Genomic DNA, 18,923 nt, shown 5'->3' with positions numbered 1-18,923 from the left:
CAAGGAGCGCTCGCCATGCCCGTCGTCGAAGACAGCGTATACATCTCCCGTCCGCCGCAGGACGTCTTCAATTTTGTGTCGAAGAACGAAAACATTCCGGTATGGGATTCGTCGGTCCTGCACGCGGAAACCATCGGCGGTGTTCCCGAAGGCCTGGGCACCCGCGCCCAGGGCACCAGCAAGGTTGTGGGCAGGAAATTCGACTGGACCGCTGAGATTACGGAGTACCAGCCGCCCAGCCGCATTGTGTCCCGGTCGGTGGATGGGCAACTGGAGTTCACCATCACCACCACCCTGGAACCCGAAGGCGACGGGACCCGGCTCAACTACCGGATCGACGCGGCTTCCGGCCTGGGCGGCATTTTCGGCAAACTTGCCGACCGCCTGGTGGAAAAAGCCCAGGCCAGGACGGTCCGCGCCAACCTTGAGACGTTGGCGGAACTGCTGGCCGAGCATCCCGAGCTGGGCCGCAGCGACGCCTGACCGGGGCCGCTAGGAATACTTCAGGCCGGCCCCCGGCAGCAGTTCCGTGGCGCCCAGGGAATCGGCGATGAACGCGTAGTCCCACGCTCGTTCACGCCACTGGACGTACCGGCCGGAGGCGCCGCCATGGCCGCCGTCCATCTCGATCTTCATCACGATGGGCTCAGTGCCGGTGGTCTTGTTGCGCAGTTCCTGGACCCACTTGGCCGGCTCCACGTACAGGACGCGGGTGTCATTGAAGGACGTCACCGCGGCCACCTTGGGGTAGGCCACGTCGCGCACGTTCTCGTAAGGGGAGTATGACCTCATGTAGGCGTACACTTCAGGGTCCGTGATGGGGTTGCCCCACTCCTCCCACTCCAGGGCCGAGAGCGGAAGTTCGGGGTCCAGGATGGTGTTGAGGGCGTCCACAAAGGGCACCTGCGCCACCACAGCGGCATACTTTTCCGGCGCCAGGTTGGCCACAGCTCCCACCAGCAAGCCGCCCGCCGAACCGCCCAGCGCCGCGATGCGGGACGGGTCCACCCAGCCAGAGCCAGCCAGCCAGTCGGTAGCGTCCACGAAATCAGTGAAGGTGTTCATCTTCGTGAGTTTCTTGCCGTCCTCGTACCAGTGCCTGCCCAGTTCGCCGCCGCCGCGGACGTGCGCAATCACAAACACGATGCCGCGGTCCAGCAGCGACAGCCGCGCGATGCCAAAGCCCGGATCCATGCTCAACTCATAGGACCCATACCCGTAGACCAAGCCAGCCGCCGTCGAATCCTGCTTGATGTCCTTGTGCCGCAGCAGGGACAGCGGGATCCTGGTGCCGTCGGTGGCGGTGGCCCATTCGCGGGTGGCGACGTAGTCGTTGCCGTCGTAGCCGCCCAGCACCGGGCTTTCCTTGCGGAGCAGCAGTTCGCCTGCGGGCTGCGCCGGGGTGGGCAGTACAAAGTCGTACACGCGCGAGGGCGTGAAGTAGGACGTGTACCCCAGACGGATGACCGGGGCCTCGTAGTCCGAACCGCCGACGCCGGCCGTGTACAGCTCTTCGTCGAACGCGGGCTCCACAGGGTCTTCCTGCGCCGGTGTCCCCAGGCCCGCCAGCCCCATCACCTGAACCCGTTCGATGGTGTCCTTGCGGATGGAGACGATGAGGTGGGTCGAGGTGACGCCCGCGCCATTGACGCGGACGTCGTCGGAATGCTCGACGACGGTGCTCCAGTGCTGCTCGGCCAGCGGCTTGGCGAGCTCGGCGGGGTCAACCAGCGAAACCATGGAGTTGACGGCGTTCCGGTTGTGGGTGATGACGATGCGCTCATGCTTTTCGCCGTCAGGGCCGGTGAGCAGGAACGGCTCTGCCTCGTAGAGCACGTGTTCGTCGCGGGAGATCACGGTGGTGAGTGTCGCCGTCGGGTCATCAAAGCGCAGCAGCCGCGTTTCGCTGTATTCGGAGCAGCCGATTCCCAGCACGAGGTGACGCCTGTCAGAGGAGAGCTCAAAGCCCAGCCACATGGCGACGTCGTCCTCCTGGTAAATCACCTCATCGTCGGCGACGGGCGTGCCGAGGACATGGGATTTGACCTGGTACGGGCGCCACGCATCGTCCACCACGGTGTAGAAGATGCGGGTGCCGTCCGGCGAGAAGCTGACGCCGTAGAAGATGTTCTCGATGACGTCGGGCAGGAGTTCTCCGGTGCGGAGATCCTTGATCCGGAGGGTGAAGCGCTCGTCGCCCGCGTTATCCACAGCGTAGGCGTAGAGGTTCCCATCGACGGTGACGGCCGAGCCGCCCACGGAGAAGAATGGCTTGCCTTCGGCTTCAATGTTGCAGTCCAGCAGCACCTCTTCGCCGGGAATTTCGACGCCGGCCTCCACTGCGGGGGGAGTCCAGTCCGCCACGGGGTTACCGGTGTCCTGGGCGCGGACGCGGCACTGGATGCCGTATTCCTTGCCTTCAACCGAGCGGCTGAAATACCACCAGCCGTCCTTCCGGTTCGGGACAGACAAGTCTGTCTCCTGCGTGCGGCCCTTGATTTCCTGGAAGATGGCCTCGCGCAGCGGCTCTTGGTGCGCAGTGATGGCTTCCTGGTAGGCGTTCTCTGCCTTTAGGTGCTCAATGACCTCGGGGGATTCCTTCTCACGCAGCCACTCGTAGTTGTCCACGAACGTGTGGCCATGGTGCGTCCGCTCAATCGGCACCTTCTTGGCAACTGGCGGCGTAAGCGAAGTGGTAGCGGAATCCTGCAGCGGAGTCTGGGTCATTCCTTCAATATATAGACCCCTCCGGGCAATGGGGCGGCCCGTTCGCTACCGGGGGAGCGCCCCACCCATTTGCCCTATCACCTTTGGTCCCTCTGGGCCCCAAATGGGGACCAAAAGTGATAGAGCAACTGGCTTCTGGAGGGGACAGGGTGGCGGGCGTATCCTGAAACGGCAAAGGCACACCCGCCACGCGTGAGAGGGGAATCAAATGACCATCCCGCCAGTGCACGAACCTGAGCCATTCCCGCCGGAACCCGGCCCGGACCCCATGAACCCTGACCCCACTTCGCCGGGCCATCCCGGTCCCGCCAGGCCCAGTCCTGTGCCGTCGCCGGAGCCTCCTGGCCCGCTGCCGGTGCCGGATCCGGGACCCGCACCGCTGCGCCCGGATCCCACCCGGAGCTAAGTTACCCGTCGGAACCCCTTGTATTGGGTCGCAACCCAGTGCTAAAACGGCAGTACCGGGAGGATCCGAACGCGTTGTATATCTGCCTCTTCTGGGCGATTTGCCACTAAGGAACGCCACAGCGCCAGATAGCGCATCGGCAGTTGCGGGTGATCCCCTCCGATAATGATGGCCCCCGGCATTGCGCCGGGGGCCATCCCTATGCCCGGACGCCCACTCCTCGAAGCCGGGAAATTTAGGAAAAATTCTTGCCCCAAGTGCTTGCGACTGCTTCCGGCTGGTGCTATAAAAAATCTATATCAGCGAATATAGATCTCGCTGGTATGGATATGTTGGACCATCTCTCAAGAGGAGGTAGCCATGTTGATGCGAACCGATCCATTCCGCGAGCTGGACAGGCTGGCCCAGCAAGTCCTCGGTACGGCAGCACGCCCGGCGGCAATGCCCATGGATGCGTGGCGGGAGGACCAGGAATTCGTGGTGGCCTTTGACCTGCCCGGAGTCGACCTGGACTCGGTAGACCTGGACGTGGAGCGGAATGTCCTGACAGTGAAGGCAGAGCGGCCCGACCCGGCCGGCAAAGACACCGAACTGATCGCCGCCGAGCGCCCGCGCGGTGTCTTCAGCCGCCAGCTGATCCTCGGAGATACCTTGGACGCGGATAACGTCAAGGCATCGTACGACGCCGGTGTCCTGACGCTGCGGATTCCGGTCACCGAAAAGGCCAAGCCGCGCAAGATTGCGATTGAAACCAAGGAGGCCAAGCACGAGATAGCCGCCTAGGTTCACCGATGGCCCGGGAGGTCCGGCCCGCTTAATGTTGACTGCCTTTTTGGGGCGATTAGCCATTCTGTGCACGCCACAGCGCCAGACAGCGCACCGGCAGCGAGCGGCCGCATCTCCCGCAACGATGGCCCCCGGCATTGCGCCGGGGGCCATCCCATGTGCCTGTGCTACGTGGCGAGTTCGACCATCAGTGCGGGCAGTTCGTCGGCGAGTTCGTGGGCCAGGAAGCCCAACGGTCCCAGCCTGCTGGCAAGGCGGTCCGCGGCAGCAGCATGGAGATGGCTGCCCCAGCAGGCTGCTTGGGCATCGCTGGTTCCGCGGGCGCGCAGCCCGGCGATGGCACCGGCCAGGACGTCTCCGCTGCCGGATGTCCCCAGCCCGCCGTAACCGGTGGTGATCTCCCACAGGTCGGGACCCTCCGGCGTATCGGCTTCCCCTTGCCTGCCCACAGGCCGGGCCACAAATCCCTGGCAGCTGACCACCGCCTGGTATCGTGCCGCGATGGATGCCACGGCAGGTTCCAGTTCGTCCAGGTCCCGGCCCAGCAGGATTTCGGCCTCGTGGGGGTTCGGGGTCAGGATCAGCCGGCCCCGCCACGGATCCAGGGAATCTTCCAGCCGGGGCAGGCATCCCAGCGCATAGGCGTCCAGGATGATGGTCGCGTCGCCGCTGACCAGGCCACGGCCGGCGACGCCGTCGGCATCCTGGTCCAGCAGTGTCCGGAGGAGCTCCTCGGTGAGGTCGATGTCGTCCAGCCCGGGCCCGATCAGGACGGCATCGGCGCCGCCAAGCTCGGAAAGGATGGGCTCCAACCCGGATCCCAACACGGACCCCCGTGCCGTCTCGGGAAGTCCCGTGACGCCTGCTTCGGGAAGGGCCACCGCCAGCTGCATGGCCACGGATTCGGCCACTGCCATGGTCAGCCTTCCGGCGCCGGCCCGGAGCGCGGCAGTGCCGGCCAGCAGCGCGGCGCCGGGGGTGGCCCGGGCGCCGCCGATCACCATGACGGCGCCGCGCGAATACTTGTCCTCGCCGGCGGACGGCAGCGGCCAGGCGCGCAGCAGCGAAGGCGTGACCGGCGTGGCCCGCGAACCGTTGGAGCCCGGACCATCAGCCCGCAAACGGTCCGCCCGGGACCCGTTGGATTCCAAAGCCGGCCGCTGGCCGCCCTGCCCCTGGCCGCCCGGCCCCTGGCCGCCCTGCCCCTTACCGCCGCGGGTGGACACTGGCATCCCCGGCATGTTCGGTGACTTCGACGCCCTGGGCGGTGAGGTGGTCCGCCACATTGAAGCTTTCCAGCGTCCACGGGCCCTGCCCCTCGGGGCGGACGTAGCGCGTAATGGACGCGTTCAGGACCGAGGTGCTTGCGGCGAGATCCAGGATTTCTGCTTCGCTCATGCCTTCGAGGATGTAGCGGAAGAGCAGGACCACGGCGTCGTGGCACACCAGGATCACCCGGTGCCCGCTACCCAGGTTGTTCAGTTCGCTGAGCACGGAGCGCAGCCGCAGGGCCACATCGGCCCAGGACTCGCCGCCCGGCGGACGGTAGTAGAACTTGCCCAGCCACAGCCGGCGCTCGGCCTCATCCGGATGCCACCGGTCCACGCCCTGGCGGGTGAGCATGTCCAGGATGCCCAGTTCACGGTCCCGGAGCCTCTCGTCGGTGCGGACCTTGACCGGCCAGCCAGCGGTTTCCACCGCGATCTCCGCCGTCTGCCTGGCCCGGACATAGGGGGAGGCCACTACGGCGTCGGCCCGGCGGTCCTCGGGAGTTGTGCCCAGCGCCCTGCCTAGGGCGAGTGCCTGGTCCTGGCCGGTGGAGGAGAGTCCGACGTCGGCGTCCCGGGCCGGAACCTCAATGATGTCGGCGCCGGCCAGGCCCGCCTTCGTCGCAGCAACGTTGCCTTCGCTTTCGCCGTGCCGGATCAGGACGAGCTCCACGGCACCGGCCTCCCGCACCGCCTGCGTCATTCCGCTGTTCTCCACGACCAACACCCCGTCCAGTACTCGTAATGCCTGCTGACCGCCGGATGCGGAAAACAGGGACATTACTTGCGGCGTACCCAGATTCGCGGTCGGATAACGCCCGACGGCGGCAGTTAGGTAGGGTGCATGCCCTAACGTTCCGGGGTTAGCACCTTGGAGAACACCACGGCGCCGTTGGCGTTGCGGAGGCTGGCGGTGAACGTGCCGTCCTCGCCGAGCTGGACATGGCCAAAGAACTGGTTCTCGCCGTCGCGCGGCGATTCGCCCGGGAAGCGGCCCGCCTTGGCGAACACCACCTCCGGGCCGAAGGTCCCGTCCATGGCGTTGGGCCCGAAGGACCCGGCGGCGATGGGTCCTGCCACGAACTCCCAGAACGGGTCGAAGTCGGTAAAGGCTGCCCGCTCGGGGGAGTAGTGGTGGGCTGCGCAATAGTGCACATCGGCCGTCAGCCACACGACGTTCCGGACCCGGTTCCGCTTGAAGGCACTGAGGACCCCGGCGATCTCAAGTTCGCGGCCAAGCGGTGCGCCAGGCTCCCGGTTGGCCAGGCTTTCCTGATTGACTGCGCCGTCGGGAACGATAATGCCCAGCGGCAGGTCCGCGGCGATCACCTTCCAGGTCGCCTTGGAACTGGATACCTCACGGATCAGCCAGTCCACCTGTTCCTGGCCCAGGATGGAGGTGGCATACGGCTCCTTGCCGTCCGTGTTGGGCGACTTGAAGGTGCGCATGTCCAGGCAGAAAACATCCAGTTGAGGGCCGCGGGTGATCTTCCGGTAGATGCGCGCGGGCTGGTACTGCCCGCCGTCGTCGAACGTTCCCGGCCGCCACAGCGCGGAACCGTCAGCAATCGGCATGTTTTCCTGCCAGGCCTGCCGGCCCCGGGCAGCGAGCGTGTTGACGTCGCGGACGGTGTAACGGGGGTCGTCCAGGATCTCGCCGGGATACCAGTTGTTGGTGGTTTCGTGGTCGTCCCAGTTGGCGATCAGCGGGACGTCGGCGAGCATGGCGCGGATATTGGTGTCGAGGGAGTTGTAGCGGTGCCGCCCGCGGAATTCGGTGAGGGTTTCGGCCACCTTGGAGACTTCCTCTGTGACCAGGTTCCGCCAAACCTGCCCGTCTTTCTCCACCACGGATTCTGCGATGGGGCCGTCGGCGTAGACAGTGTCGCCGGAGTGGATGAAGAAGTCGGGCCGGGTGCTGTGCATGGCCCGGTAGCCGCGCATCCCGCCGATTTCCTCGTTGATGCCCCAGCCCTGCCCGGCGGTGTCGCCGGTCCACACAAAGCTTTGGGCGGACGACGGCGGGAGGTCGCCGCCGCTGCGTCCCTTACCGTTGGTGCTTCCGGCATCGGGCGCCGTCCGGAAGGTTCCGGTGATCGTCTCGCCCGCAGCGCCGCCGTCGTCCTCGAAGCTGATTTCCAGGGCGAAGCGTGTGTTGGCGGGGAGGTGGCCGGCGTGGATCTTGGCGGTGAAGTCGGACCCCTGGGTGGCGCGCGGTCCACGGAGGGTTCGTGCGAAGGCTCCGCGGCCGCTCAGCACAGTGCCGCCGTCGTCAACTGCCCTCAGGGTGGCGATCATCCGGCCTGCGGCGGAGGAGCGGGACCAGAGCACGGCGGAGTCCGAGGTGACGTCCCCGGTGGCGATACCGCTCGGCAGGGTGAGGCGGTTCCTGACAAGGGGGATCCCGGTGCGGAGGGGGCTTCCGGGGACCGGGCCGCTGGCAGCGTTGGCGGCCGCCGGGACTGCGGCCAGGGCTGCGGCGAGGACGGAACCTTTGACAATGGTGCGGCGTGAAATTTCAGTCATGGCATCCACTGTGCACGGGGCTCGAACACGCTCCGTGGAGCCTGGATTAACGCCGGGCATGGGCTGGGTTAACTGATGCCAATCTGTCATCCGCAAACCACTTGACAGGGCGTCACTAACGCGCGGTAATTGTAAGCACACTTATCAAATTGGGGTCTGAGATGCGCAATATAATTCCGAAAGGCACCCTCCGGCAGATGCTTCTGCCGCCCACTTTTGGCCTGCACATGGCCGGGAACGCGGAGTTCACGGTGCTCTCCGTGGAGGTCTGGAGCAGGTGCCTGGTGGTCAATATCCACGTAAAGTCGGCCATCGGCAGGCCGGTTCCACGCATCACCATCGAAGACCATTGGGGCACTCCGTACAGGTTCCGCGACTCCGCCAGCCTCGGTTCCCGGAACCTGCAGGTCTTCACCCCCTCGGTCCCGTACGGCACCAGGAGCCTGACCATTAGGTCGGTGGACGATGCGGACGCCCGCCTGGTGGTGACTTTCGCCGTCCCCCTGATGCTGGAGGAGGACGAAATGGGCCAGGCGGAGGAATCTGTTTCAAGGGCATCCCGCTTGCAGCGGCCGGCATAGCGGGCTGAAAGGAAGGCATGGAAGACACCACGCGCTTCGAACCGGCGACGGCGATCGTCACAGGATCCGACTCGGGCATCGGAAGGGCCACTGCGGTGGCCCTTGCCGCGTCCGGGATGGACATTGGCATCACATGGCACACGGACGAAAAGGGTGCCGAAGAGACCGCCGACGAGGTCCGGCGCGCCGGGCGCAACGCCGTCGTCCGCCGGCTGGACACCACTCGTCCGGCAGAAGCGGCAGCGGTCATTGACTCGCTCGCCGAGGAACTGGGCGGCGTGGACGTCTTTGTGAACAACGCCGGGACAGGTGACGGCACTCCGTTCCTGGACCTTGACCTGGAGACGTGGAAAACCACGGTGGATACGAACCTCACGGGGGCTTTCGCCTGCCTGCAGGCCGCCGCCCGGCGCATGGTCAAAGCCGGCAGGGGCGGCCGCATCGTGGCGGTCACCAGTGTCCATGAATTCCAGCCGCGCGTGGGCGCCGCTGCCTATGACGCCTCCAAGCACGCCCTGGGCGGACTCATCAAGACTATGGCCCTGGAGCTCGCGGAGTTCGGTATCACTGCCAACAGCGTGGCACCAGGGGAGATCGCAACGCCCATGACGGGCCAGACGGACGAGGATCCTACGATGAAGGACCGTCCCGGCGTTCCGCTCGGCAGGCCGGGGGACGCCCGCGAGGTGGCGGCTGTCATTGCGTTCCTGGCCTCGCCGGCTTCAAGCTATGTGACCGGTGCATCCTGGGCGGTTGACGGCGGCATGCTGCAGATGGGGCCGCAGGCCGGCTCACACATCACCGGCCACGACTGGCGCAAGCCCTGACTGTGCCTAGCGCGCGTACTCGGCGATCCGGCCATCCCGCAGGGCCGTCGCCAGGGCATTAATCCCGCCGTAGTCGGGCAGGACCACCGAAGCGCCGCCGATGGTGCCCACGCCCGCGGTGGGAAGCGTGACGAACCCCGCGGCATTGGGGTCGGTGTTGCGCAGCGCGTAGGCCAGGATGGCCACGGACACCGGATCGAAGCCGTGGTCCACCGTGAGGTATCCCCCGGCAAAGTTCACCAAGGCCCGCACCGCGTTGACATCGTTGAGTGCCCCGCCGCTGGTCAGCTTCGCAAGGACGGCCCGGAGGAAGGTCTGCTGGTTGCGGACGCGCTGGTAGTCGCCGTCCACAAAGGCGTAGCGCTCGCGGACGAACTCCAGGGCAGCCTGGCCGTCGAGATGGTTCACACCGGCGGTGAAGACATGCTGGGTTTCGTGCGTCGACTGGAAAGGTGTGGTGACGTTGACGTCGATCCCGCCCAGCCCGTCCGTCAGGAGCTTGAAGCCGTGGAAGTCCAGCATCACAGTGTGGTCGATGTGGGTGCCCAGCACGGATTCGACCGTCCGCGTCGCCAGGTCGATCCCGCCCACCTCAAGGCTGGTGTTGATCTTTGCCCCGCCGTAACCTGGGATGTCGACCCACAGGTCCCGCATCAGCGAAATAACGTAGAAAGTTCGGCGGTCTGCCGGGACGTGGACCAGCATCAGCGTGTCCGCCCGGTGGTCTGACGAGGCGCCTGTAGCCATAGTGTGGGCGGCCTGTTCCCGGGCGTTGCCGCGGCTGTCACTGCCGATGAGCAGGATGTTCATGGGCACCGGCGGCAGATCGGCGATCGGCTCCGGGGGTGGGGGAGCTGCCGGCGCCGGCGGAGGGGTGGTCTGAGTGGGCGTCGGCGTGGCGGTCTCGCTGGGGGTGGCCGTCTGCGTCACCACGGGCGCCTGGGATTCGGAACCGCTGCGGTTGAAACTGAAGACGGCGACGACGACCCCCGCCACCAGCACCAGTGCCAGGACAGCGGCTATCACCAGCCGCCGTCGTTCGGTCCACGGCAGCTGTGCCGGGTGGGCTGCAGGGTTGGTCCCGCCAGGAACCGAAGGTTCGGGGCTGCTGGGGCCGGAACCGGATGGGGTGCTCATCGTTGTGCCTCCATGGCATCAGTTTCCGCCCTCTAAGCCGTTGTGCGCTACATAGTCTCCCAGCGTGTCGGTGGCCATGGCCGCGGAGATAGCGTCGATGGCCGCGAGGTCCGGGAGCACAATCGACTGGCCGTCGGTGGTGGTCCCCGTGCCCCGTGTCGGTAGCGTGAACATCACCATGTCCTCGGGCTGGACATCCTTCAGCTCCCTCGCGAGCCTGATCACGGTGGCCGCATCGAGTCCACTGTCGACGCTGACGAACGGTGACATGGCGCTCACCACGTTGTGGACCGTGAGGGGATTCAGGACCGTGTCCTGGCTGAGGTTCTTTGCCAGGAGGGCCTTGACGAATGCCTGCTGGTTACGCACGCGCTGGTAGTCGCCGTCAGCAAAGGCGTACCGCTCACGGACAAACTCCAAGGCGTGTACACCGTCAAGGGTGTTCGGGCCCGCGGGGAAGGATATCCGGTCGTGGCGGGACACAAATGGCGCCGGGATGTCCACTTCGACCCCGCCCACGGCATCAGTCATCCCCACGAAGCCTTCGAAGTCGATCATGGCGACATGGTCTACGCGCTGGCCAAAGATGGACTCCACGGTGTGGACCATCAGCGGGACGCCGCCGAATGCCAGCGCAGCATTGATCTTGGCGTGGCCGTGGTCCTTGATTCCCACCCAGAGGTCACGCATCAGGGAGATGGAGTAGACCTTGGTGCGGTCCGCGGGAATGTGGACCAGCATGAGGGCGTCAGCGCGCTGGTTGGAGGCGGCGCCGGCGGCAGCCTTCTCACTGGAGGACGCGCGCCTGTCACTGCCCATCACCAGGATGTTCAGGGAGTTGCGGGTGTTCGACGGCGGGGCCCCCGCCGCTGCTGGATTGGCTGCGGTACCGCCTACGGCCGCCCCAGGGATGGACGGCTGCGGTCGGGTGGATTCTGCCGGGAAGGCTTGTTCGATCTTGGTGGTTTCTGAGTCGAAGATCCTGCCGAGATTGAATAGATACGCGTCCTTGAGCATAGGAACGAGGACTGCGACCACCAGCAGCACCTGGAGAGCAACGATGACGGGACGATGAAGGCGTGCGGCATTGGCGCGGTTGGTCGACCTTGGATCCGCGGCATGGGTGCCCATTTCCGAAAATTAGCACCGGCGTTCCGGCGTTACATCGGGGAAATCCGCAGAAAACCCGCACAATCAGCCGCAGTCAGGGACGACGGCGGCAGTCCGGTCAGGCGGGGGCGTTCAGCCGTGCATGGCGCAGGATGGAGACGATGGCCGGGGCCAGTTCGTCCTCCATTTGGCGGTAGATGTCCAGGCCACGGCGGTAGGGGTCGATGACGTCGTTCTCTGACGAGTCCGACGGCAGGGACAGGTGCCGGACCGCTGCGGCCCTGGCGGGGAGGCCGCGCCAGGCCTCGGCGTTCGCTGCCAGCCGCTTGCCGGCGTCGTGCGTTGCTTCTGTTGGTGTTTCCGCTGTTCCAGGGGCGGCGGCGCGGTCATCCAGGACGTCGAGCATCCGGGCGAACTCGCGGATGGTGAAGGTGCGCTTCAGGACGGACGCGTCCAGCTTCAGGACCTCACCGCGGTGGCCCGACGTCATGGTGAGTACCAGATCCACGCCGCGCAGGATCCTGCTGGTCAGCTGACGGGCGGCGAAGCCTTCTGCGTTGCCGCCAAATGCGCGCACGATGTCCGCGGACGGCGGCTGGATGGGATCGCCCACCATGGCATGCGTGCCGGCGCTGGTGACCACAAAACCGCCCGGAACCGCCTGGTCCAAGCCTGCCTGCAGGAGCCGCTCGGCGACGGGGGAACGGCAGATGTTGCCCGTACAGACGGTCAGTATTCTCACTTGCGCGGAGGCAGGGTCGGGCAGTTGCAACAGGGGTACTCTTTCCAGCCGGTGCGCCGGACCGGTCGGTCCGCACGTTTCAACTTAACACGGGAAGGCGCCGCCGCCGCCGTCGAAACGCTTTCTCACCTTTCGCGACACTTCCAACGATGCTCTATCACTCTTGGTTGCTAAACGTGGCTGTTAGGAACCGGAAGTGATAGAGCATCGCGAGGGAAAGCGGTCAGGCGGTTGTCACACTGCGGCGAGCAACTCCTTCATCTCCTCGATTTCCGCCTGCTGCGAGGTGATGACCGCGTTGGCCAGCTCGATGGTTTTGGTGAACTCGCCGGACTCGACCTCGGTTTGGGCCATGGCGATGGCGCCCTCGTGATGGGCGATCATCTGCGTCAGGAACAGCTTCGCAGCTTCTGTGCCCTGGGAGGCCTTGAGTTTGTCCAGGTCCTCGGCGCTGACCATGCCGGCCATGTCCCCGCCATGCATGGCGTGCCCGGTCATCATGCCGGTGGGCTGGTTCCAATCCTCGAGCCAGTCCGTCATCTGCTCGATTTCGGGAGCCTGCGCCGCCTTGATCCGGGTGGCCAGGGAGGCTATTGAGGCCGGAATGCCAGTTTTCGCCAGCATGATCTCGCTCATTTCCACGGCCTGTGCGTGGTGGGGGATCATCATCTGAGCGAACATGATGTCCGCGGCGTTGTGGTCCGCCGAGGCGTCCGGCATCATGCTGGACATCGGGGTGGAGCTGCCGTGGTTCATGCCGTGCGACGGCGTAGTGCCGGTGCCAGCGCCGGCGGCGCATCCGGTGAGTGAAAGGGCAGCGGCGAGTGCGGCTGCCACGGCAAGTTTCTGGGTGTTCATGGGAAATCCGTCCTTCAGGTTGTGTTCGGCGCAGGGGGCGCCGGAGTCTTGGCATGCCGCGCAGTTGGCGCGGCGGACGGCCCGATGGTGCACATCGGGCAGGCAGATCGCCGGACTGTGGGCCCGGCGTCGTGCCCTTTACGTCCGGCTGATGGAGAGATCTCCCGGGGACGGGCCATCGGGCAGGTAAGCGTAGAAGCGCATAGTTCCCACACCGGAACTGACCCGTGCGTCCGCAAGCTGCCCCGCGCTGCCCGGTTCGGGGGCAACAAGGGAACCGGCCTTGGCCAGGGGAGTGCAGGTCACGGCCGGGGACTCCGTGCTGCCCAGAGTGCCGCTGCACGCCACGGCGGATGCGCCGTAGGCGGCGGGCTCGCCCCGCACCACGCTGCGGTTACCCTGCACCATGCCGCTGTGCGCGCCAGAACCGTGCCCGTTGTGCGCGCTGGGACCATGCCCGTTGTGCGCGCTGGGACCATGCCCGCCGGGCGGGGCTGTGGCGTACGACGGCGGCGCCCCGGCTCCCAGCGTGTGCGCGGCGTGGTTGCCGGTCAGGGTGTGCATCCCCAGGATTCCCGCCACGATGGCCAGGATCCCGGCGAGCAGCACGGCACGCCCCATCAGGGTTGCCAGCCGGCGTCGGGCTGCAACGTTCATGCCGACGATCCTCCCTGCCTCAGCGTCAACGGACCTGCTCCGGGTTCAGCCTAATCCGACGAAGCAGTTGGGCGTTCAGTGCCACCACAATAGTCGAGGCGGACATCAGGACAGCGGCCGCCGCGGGGGAGAGCACCACTCCAGCGAACGCGAGTACACCGGCGGCCAGCGGAACGGAAATGATGTTGTAGCCGGTGGCCCAGACCAGGTTCTGCCACATCTTCCGGTAGCTGGCGCGGGAGAGGTCCACCATGGACAGCACGGCCCGGGGATCGTTGCCGGCCAGCACAACGCCTGCCGATTCCATGGCGACGTCGGTGCCCGCCCCGATCGCGATACCCACTTCTGCCCGGGCCAGCGCAGGGGAGTCGTTGACGCCGTCGCCCACCATGGCCACCTTCAGCCCTCGGGCCTGCAGCTCGGCCACTTTCTTGTCCTTGTCCGCCGGCAGGACTTCGGCGAAGACCTCGTCGATGTGCAGCTCGGCCGCCACGGCCTCCGCAACCTGCCGGGCATCGCCGGTAACCATGGCGACCTTGATGCCGCGGTCCTGCAGCGCCGCTACGGCTTGGCGCGATTCGGTTCGGACCGCATCCTCCAGGCTGACGGCCCCCAGGATCCGGTCACCGTCGACAACGTGCAGGACCGCAGCCCCGCGTGCCATCCACCCCGCGGTCGAGGAAGCCACCGATTCAGGTTCCGAAAGGCCCAGTTCGCGCAGTAGGGCCGGGCCGCCCACCTGGATGGTGCGGCCGTCCACGCCGGCCCGGACTCCTCGTCCGGTCAGGGAAGTGAAGCCGGTGGCGTGCGGGATGTTCAGGTTCCGCTGCCGCGCCGCCCTGACGATGGCACGGGCAACCGGGTGTTCGCTGTCCGCCTCCACGGCGGCGGCGAGCGCAAGCAGCCCGTCCCGGCTTCCGCCGTCGGACGTTGCGATGTCCTTGAACTCCGGTTCACCCGTGGTGAGCGTTCCGGTTTTGTCGAAGAGGACGACGTCGATGGTGCGCATCCGTTCGAGGGCCATCCGGTTCTTGATCAGCACACCTGCCCGTGCCGCCTGCTCGGTGGAGATCGCGATGACCAGTGGGATCGCCAGGCCGAGGGCGTGCGGGCAGGCAATCACCAACACCGTGACGGTGCGGGCCACGGCCTCCGGGACGCTGCCCAGCAAGGTCCAGGCAACGAAGGTGAGCACACCCGCTCCAGCGGCAAAGTAGAACAGGAACGCAGCGGCCCGGTCGGCGAGCGCCTGGGCGCGCGAGGAGGATGCCTGGGCCTCCGCCACCAGCCGCTGGATGCCGGCCAGGGCAGTGTTGTCGCCGACGGCGGTCACGCGGACGCGCACGGAGTTGTCGGTGGCCACCGTTCCGGCCACGACAGCGTCGCCTGGCGAGCGGGGCACTGTCTTGGACTCACCTGTGATCATGGACTCATCGAACTCGGCCTGCCCCTCAAGGACCCTGCCGTCAGCAGGTAACCGGGCGCCGGAGCGGACCAGGACGATGTCGCCTTCGCTCAGTTCGGAGACGGGAACGGTCTCGGTGCCGGCGGGGGTTACGCGTTCAGCCTCGTCCGGGAGCAGCGCGGCAAGGGCGTCCAGTGCGCCCTGCGCGGAGCCGAGGGCACGCATTTCAATCCAGTGGCCCAGAAGCATGATGGCCACCAGCAGGGCCAGTTCCCACCAGAAGTCCAGGTCGAAGCCGCCGATGCCCAGCGTGGTGACCCATGAGGCAACAAAAGCAACGCTGATGGCCATGCCGATCAGCAGCATCATGCCAGGGCGCCGGTCTTTCAGTTCCCGCAGCCCGCCCTTCAGGAACGGCTGACCCCCGTAAAGGAAGATCACCGTTCCCAGGACTGGTGGAATCCAGGCGGATCCGGGAAACACGGGAGGCATGTAACCCAGAAGGTGGCCCACCATGGGGCTGAAGTACACCACAGGGATGGAGAGGGCGAGGGCCGTCCAGAACCTGTTTTTGAACATGGCGGTGCTGTGGCCGGCGTGCTGACCGGAGGTGTGGACGGTGTGGGCGTCCTGGGTGCTGTGCCCGGTGGACGCGTGGTTTTCGTGGTGGTGATGTTCGGCGGTGGGGCTGTGGTGTTGCATGATTCCTCCCTGGTGAGGACGCGGTGGCCGGTTCAGCGGCTAATGGTGTACCCGGCAGTGGAAACTGCCTCACGGATCGCGACGGGATCGGCCGATCCGGAAATCAGGAGGCGCGACGTCCCGCCTGCTACCAGTTCAACGGTGGCGGCGGTGACGCCTTCGACGGCGGTCGTGGCCCTCTGCACAGTCTCAACGCAGTGTCCGCAGGTCAGGCCCTCAACGGAGTATTCGGCGTCGACCGAGTTCCGCTGGGGGTGAGCCGAGGCGCCGGTCGAGCAGCAGCTGCAGCCGACGGCGGAGGTGGCCTGAGGCAGTTCGGTGCGGTTTCCAATACCAGGCATGTCAGTTTCCATTCGTTGCGAAGGTCCAATGGGCGCTGGGGTTGAACGGCTGTGATGGCGGGTGCGGGGCACCGAGCCTGGACATACCACTTCACTGACAACACTGAAAATATACCCCCAGGGGGTATCTGCGTCAACCCTGCCCGCACTTAAGAGGCGGCGGCCGCCGGGTGCCGCGTCCAGCAGGAGGATGCGTTGCTCTATCACTTAGGGTCCTTCTGGGTGCCTTTTGGGGACCACAAGTGATAGAGCAACGGACCAGCGAAGTGAGAGAGGGTTCGACGGCGGGACGTCACCGTGGGGATACAAACGTCTCAAATGCGGGATTCCTTGCCATAATGGGTTGACCCGCCCAGGGGAGGCGGCCTACGGAACGCCTGGAGGTGCCCAATTGTCGGATTTGAGCAGCCCCTACACGTATTCGAGTGCTTTGGGGACGCGGAATTGCCCAGCCGGGACCTACCACATTGACCTGGTCAGCGGGACCGTGGAGTTTTCCGACGGCCTGTTTGAGCTGCACGGCTACAAGCGGGGCGAGGTGGTGCCCTCTATCGAGCTGATCTTCGCCCACAAGCATCCGGACGACAGGCCGCGGGCCCAGGAAATCATCGCTGAGATCTGCTGCCATGGCGGCCATTTCTCCATCTATCACCGGATCATCGACGCCCACGGACGCCTTCACCAGGTCCTGACTTCCGGCGAGGGGACTGTTGACCCGGCAGGAACGGTCACCACGATCGACGGGATGATGGTGGACCTGACCGCCACCCTCCAGCGGGAGACCGAAGTGGCCGCCCGCGAAGCCGTGGAGCGTGCCACCGCCACCCGCAGCGTCATTGACCAGGCCCGGGGACTGCTGATGGGCAGGCTGGGGATCGGCGCGGAGGAGGCGTTCAAGCTGCTGATCGGCCACAGCAGCCGCAGCAACCTCAAGCTGGCGGTCGTAGCGGCGGAGCTTATGGCCCTGGCAGACGCCAAAGGCACCCTGGACCAGCTGGATGCGGCTGTCCGGACGATCGTGAACGGGAAACCCAAGCGTCAGCGGCGGGACACCCGAAGCTAGCCAAAAGTTTTTCTTCAGTTGTGTCGATCTGCGGTGGTGCCGTTCGACCTATGGGTGAGAAGGTCGAAGGGCGACCTTCCACACTCAAGGAGAAGATTGAAATGGCCAAGTACATGCTGATCATGCGGGCAACCGACGAGTCCCTCGCCAAGTTCACGGACGTCGACTTCACCGAGGCCCTGACCGCCATGGGCAAGTTCAACGACGAACTGATCCGCGCCGGCGTCCTCCTGGCAGCCGAAGGCCTCGATGATCCCAAGGAAGGCGTCGTGGTGGACTTCACCGGCGAGCAGCCGGTAGTCACCGACGGTCCCTACGGCGAGACGAAGGAACTTTTCAACGGCTTCTACCTCCTGGACGTCGCCTCCAAGGAGGAAGCGGTCGAGTGGGCCAAGCGGGCGCCGATGACGGAAGGCAGCAAGACCGAGATCCGGCGCGTGCCCACCATCGACGAATTCCCGCAGGACAACGAATGGATCCAGAAGGAACGCGCCTGGCGCGAGCAGACCGGGCAGCTCTGACCGGTGGGATCCACCGCGGCGAGGGGCGCCGTCGAAGCTGTGTGGCGGATGGAAGCCGCACGAATCGTCGGCGCCCTCGCCCGCTTCACTGGCGATTTCGCCCTCGCCGAAGACCTGGCGCAGGAGGCGCTGGCCGAGGCGCTCGTCTCCTGGTCCGTTAACGGCGTCCCCCACGAACCGACGGGCTGGCTCCTGACCACCGGCCGCCGTCGTGCCATAGATGCCTTCCGGCGCCGCTCCGCAGCGGACGAGCGATACGCAATGCTGGCCTGGGACCTGTCCCCGGAGGAACCCGGTCCGGATGCCTTGTTCGACCCTGAAGCCATCGACGACGACGTCCTGGCGCTGATGTTCATCTCCTGCCACCCGGTGCTGTCCAAGGAGGCGCGCATCGCGCTGACCCTGCGCGTGGTGGGCGGGCTGGGGAGCGAGGCCATCGCGAAAGCGTTCCTGGTGCCGGTGGCAACAATCCAGGCCCGCATCACGCGCGCCAAGAAAACCCTGGCCGCCGCCAACGTGCCCTTTGCCGTGCCGGAGCCGCGGGAGCGGGCCGAACGGCTGGGTTCCGTGCTGCAGGTGGTCTACCTCATCTTCACGGAGGGGTCGTTTGCCTCCGGCGGGGACTCGTGGATCCGGCGGGACCTCGCCGGCGAGGCGCAGCGGCTGGCCCGCACGCTGGTGCGGCTCGATCCGCAGCCGGAGGTCTTCGGGCTGCTCGCCCTGATGGAGTTGACCGCCGCCCGCTTTCCCGCCCGCCTGGACAAGTCCGGCCAGCCGGTCCTCCTCGAGGACCAGGACCGGCGGCTATGGGACCAGTCGGCGATCCGGCGCGGACGTGCGGCGCTGGCAAAGGCCGACGGCGGCCGCGGGCTGGGCGCCTATGGCCTGCAGGCGTCCATCGCCGAATGCCATGCGGTTGCGCACTCGGTGGCGGAGACTAACTGGCCCCGGATCGTTGGACTGTATGAGGCACTCGGCCAGCTCACGCCGTCGCCCATCATTGAACTCAACCGGGCGGTGGCGGTAGCCATGGCGTCCGGCCCGGCCGACGGGCTGGCCCTGGTGGAGGAGATCGCCGGGCGGGGCGAACTCAACGGTTCGCACCTTCTTCCGTCCGTCCGTGGCGAGCTCCTCACCCGGCTGCGCCGCGTCGACGAAGCCCGACACGCCCTGCTGCAGGCCCTGGAGCTGTGCGGGAACGCGGCGGAAAGGGCCGCGCTGGAGCGCAAAATCAGCGCCCTCAGCCCGTCCTGACGCCGGAAGTGC

The 18,923-nt window shown here is 66.3% G+C and carries 19 protein-coding genes; 8 read left to right on the top strand and 11 right to left on the bottom strand.

The features are described from left to right. Window positions 1–15: 15 nt before the first annotated feature. Window positions 16–483, top strand: coding sequence for an SRPBCC family protein (locus ACFC25_RS02175; RefSeq protein WP_337346116.1), 468 nt, complete (start codon window positions 16–18; stop codon window positions 481–483). A gap of 9 nt (window positions 484–492) precedes the next feature. Here ACFC25_RS02175 and ACFC25_RS02170 read toward each other — a convergent pair whose 3' ends face one another. Beyond that, window positions 493–2,727 carry a S9 family peptidase gene (locus ACFC25_RS02170; protein WP_376043746.1) on the bottom strand — a complete coding sequence of 745 codons (2,235 nt, stop codon included), beginning with the start codon at window positions 2,725–2,727 and terminating at the stop codon, window positions 493–495. A gap of 208 nt (window positions 2,728–2,935) precedes the next feature. Here ACFC25_RS02170 and ACFC25_RS02165 point away from each other — a divergent pair, with 208 nt between their 5' ends. Together ACFC25_RS02165 and ACFC25_RS02160 are read left to right on the top strand one after the other, a co-directional pair. Next, window positions 2,936–3,133, top strand: a complete 198-nt coding sequence (locus ACFC25_RS02165; protein ID WP_376043743.1) for a hypothetical protein — start codon at window positions 2,936–2,938, stop codon at window positions 3,131–3,133. Between the two features lie 360 nt (window positions 3,134–3,493). Further along, entirely contained in the window at window positions 3,494–3,916 is a 423-nt protein-coding gene (locus ACFC25_RS02160; RefSeq protein WP_337351647.1) for an Hsp20 family protein, read from the top strand. Window positions 3,917–4,086: 170 nt separating this feature from the next. Here ACFC25_RS02160 and ACFC25_RS02155 read toward each other — a convergent pair whose 3' ends face one another. The 3 genes from ACFC25_RS02155 to ACFC25_RS02145 form a co-directional block, all read right to left on the bottom strand. Next, on the bottom strand, window positions 4,087–5,151 hold the full coding sequence (locus tag ACFC25_RS02155) for an NAD(P)H-hydrate dehydratase (RefSeq protein ID WP_376043740.1): 1,065 nt from the start codon (window positions 5,149–5,151) through the stop codon (window positions 4,087–4,089). Further along, window positions 5,126–5,890, bottom strand: coding sequence for a histidine phosphatase family protein (locus tag ACFC25_RS02150; RefSeq protein ID WP_337346284.1), 765 nt, complete (start codon window positions 5,888–5,890; stop codon window positions 5,126–5,128). The genes ACFC25_RS02155 and ACFC25_RS02150 overlap by 26 nt, the downstream gene beginning before the upstream one ends. A gap of 146 nt (window positions 5,891–6,036) precedes the next feature. After that, entirely contained in the window at window positions 6,037–7,713 is a 1,677-nt protein-coding gene (locus tag ACFC25_RS02145) for an alkaline phosphatase D family protein (protein ID WP_376043737.1), read from the bottom strand. Between the two features lie 161 nt (window positions 7,714–7,874). Here ACFC25_RS02145 and ACFC25_RS02140 point away from each other — a divergent pair, with 161 nt between their 5' ends. After that, the gene (locus ACFC25_RS02140) at window positions 7,875–8,294 is read left to right on the top strand and encodes a hypothetical protein (protein WP_376043735.1); all 420 of its coding nucleotides are present in this window, start codon (window positions 7,875–7,877) and stop codon (window positions 8,292–8,294) included. Between the two features lie 17 nt (window positions 8,295–8,311). Beyond that, on the top strand, window positions 8,312–9,121 hold the full coding sequence (locus ACFC25_RS02135) for an SDR family oxidoreductase (protein WP_376043733.1): 810 nt from the start codon (window positions 8,312–8,314) through the stop codon (window positions 9,119–9,121). 6 nt (window positions 9,122–9,127) lie between these two features. On the opposite strand, the gene ACFC25_RS02130 is transcribed toward ACFC25_RS02135, so the two are convergent. From ACFC25_RS02130 to ACFC25_RS02100, 7 genes are all read right to left on the bottom strand, one after another. Next, a complete protein-coding gene (locus tag ACFC25_RS02130; protein ID WP_337346123.1) occupies window positions 9,128–10,258 on the bottom strand; it encodes an LCP family protein in 1,131 nt (376 codons plus the stop codon). A gap of 18 nt (window positions 10,259–10,276) precedes the next feature. After that, complete coding sequence (locus ACFC25_RS02125) at window positions 10,277–11,389, bottom strand: LCP family protein (protein WP_376043731.1); 1,113 nt, start codon at window positions 11,387–11,389, stop codon at window positions 10,277–10,279. Between the two features lie 97 nt (window positions 11,390–11,486). Next, a complete protein-coding gene (locus tag ACFC25_RS02120) occupies window positions 11,487–12,140 on the bottom strand; it encodes a low molecular weight phosphatase family protein (protein ID WP_376043728.1) in 654 nt (217 codons plus the stop codon). Window positions 12,141–12,344: 204 nt separating this feature from the next. Further along, window positions 12,345–12,968, bottom strand: coding sequence for a DUF305 domain-containing protein (locus ACFC25_RS02115; RefSeq protein WP_376043726.1), 624 nt, complete (start codon window positions 12,966–12,968; stop codon window positions 12,345–12,347). Window positions 12,969–13,106: 138 nt separating this feature from the next. Further along, complete coding sequence (locus ACFC25_RS02110) at window positions 13,107–13,625, bottom strand: hypothetical protein (protein WP_376043724.1); 519 nt, start codon at window positions 13,623–13,625, stop codon at window positions 13,107–13,109. 25 nt (window positions 13,626–13,650) lie between these two features. Next, a complete protein-coding gene (locus ACFC25_RS02105; RefSeq protein ID WP_376043722.1) occupies window positions 13,651–15,732 on the bottom strand; it encodes a heavy metal translocating P-type ATPase in 2,082 nt (693 codons plus the stop codon). 32 nt (window positions 15,733–15,764) lie between these two features. After that, a complete protein-coding gene (locus ACFC25_RS02100; protein ID WP_376043721.1) occupies window positions 15,765–16,073 on the bottom strand; it encodes a heavy-metal-associated domain-containing protein in 309 nt (102 codons plus the stop codon). Window positions 16,074–16,464: 391 nt separating this feature from the next. Here ACFC25_RS02100 and ACFC25_RS02095 point away from each other — a divergent pair, with 391 nt between their 5' ends. The 3 genes from ACFC25_RS02095 to ACFC25_RS02085 all read left to right on the top strand — a co-directional run bounded on the left by ACFC25_RS02095 (window position 16,465) and on the right by ACFC25_RS02085 (window position 18,911). Next, entirely contained in the window at window positions 16,465–17,136 is a 672-nt protein-coding gene (locus ACFC25_RS02095) for a PAS and ANTAR domain-containing protein (protein ID WP_376043719.1), read from the top strand. Between the two features lie 101 nt (window positions 17,137–17,237). After that, a complete protein-coding gene (locus ACFC25_RS02090) occupies window positions 17,238–17,657 on the top strand; it encodes a YciI family protein (RefSeq protein WP_337351657.1) in 420 nt (139 codons plus the stop codon). A gap of 48 nt (window positions 17,658–17,705) precedes the next feature. After that, the gene (locus ACFC25_RS02085) at window positions 17,706–18,911 is read left to right on the top strand and encodes an RNA polymerase sigma factor (RefSeq protein ID WP_376043717.1); all 1,206 of its coding nucleotides are present in this window, start codon (window positions 17,706–17,708) and stop codon (window positions 18,909–18,911) included. The last annotated feature ends 12 nt before the right edge of the window (window positions 18,912–18,923 follow it).

Origin of the sequence: Pseudarthrobacter sp. NPDC055928 (assembly GCF_042270935.1) — a bacterium.
In the GTDB taxonomy this organism is placed as follows: domain Bacteria; phylum Actinomycetota; class Actinomycetes; order Actinomycetales; family Micrococcaceae; genus Arthrobacter.
This window is presented reverse-complemented; position numbering and strand designations above follow the sequence as displayed.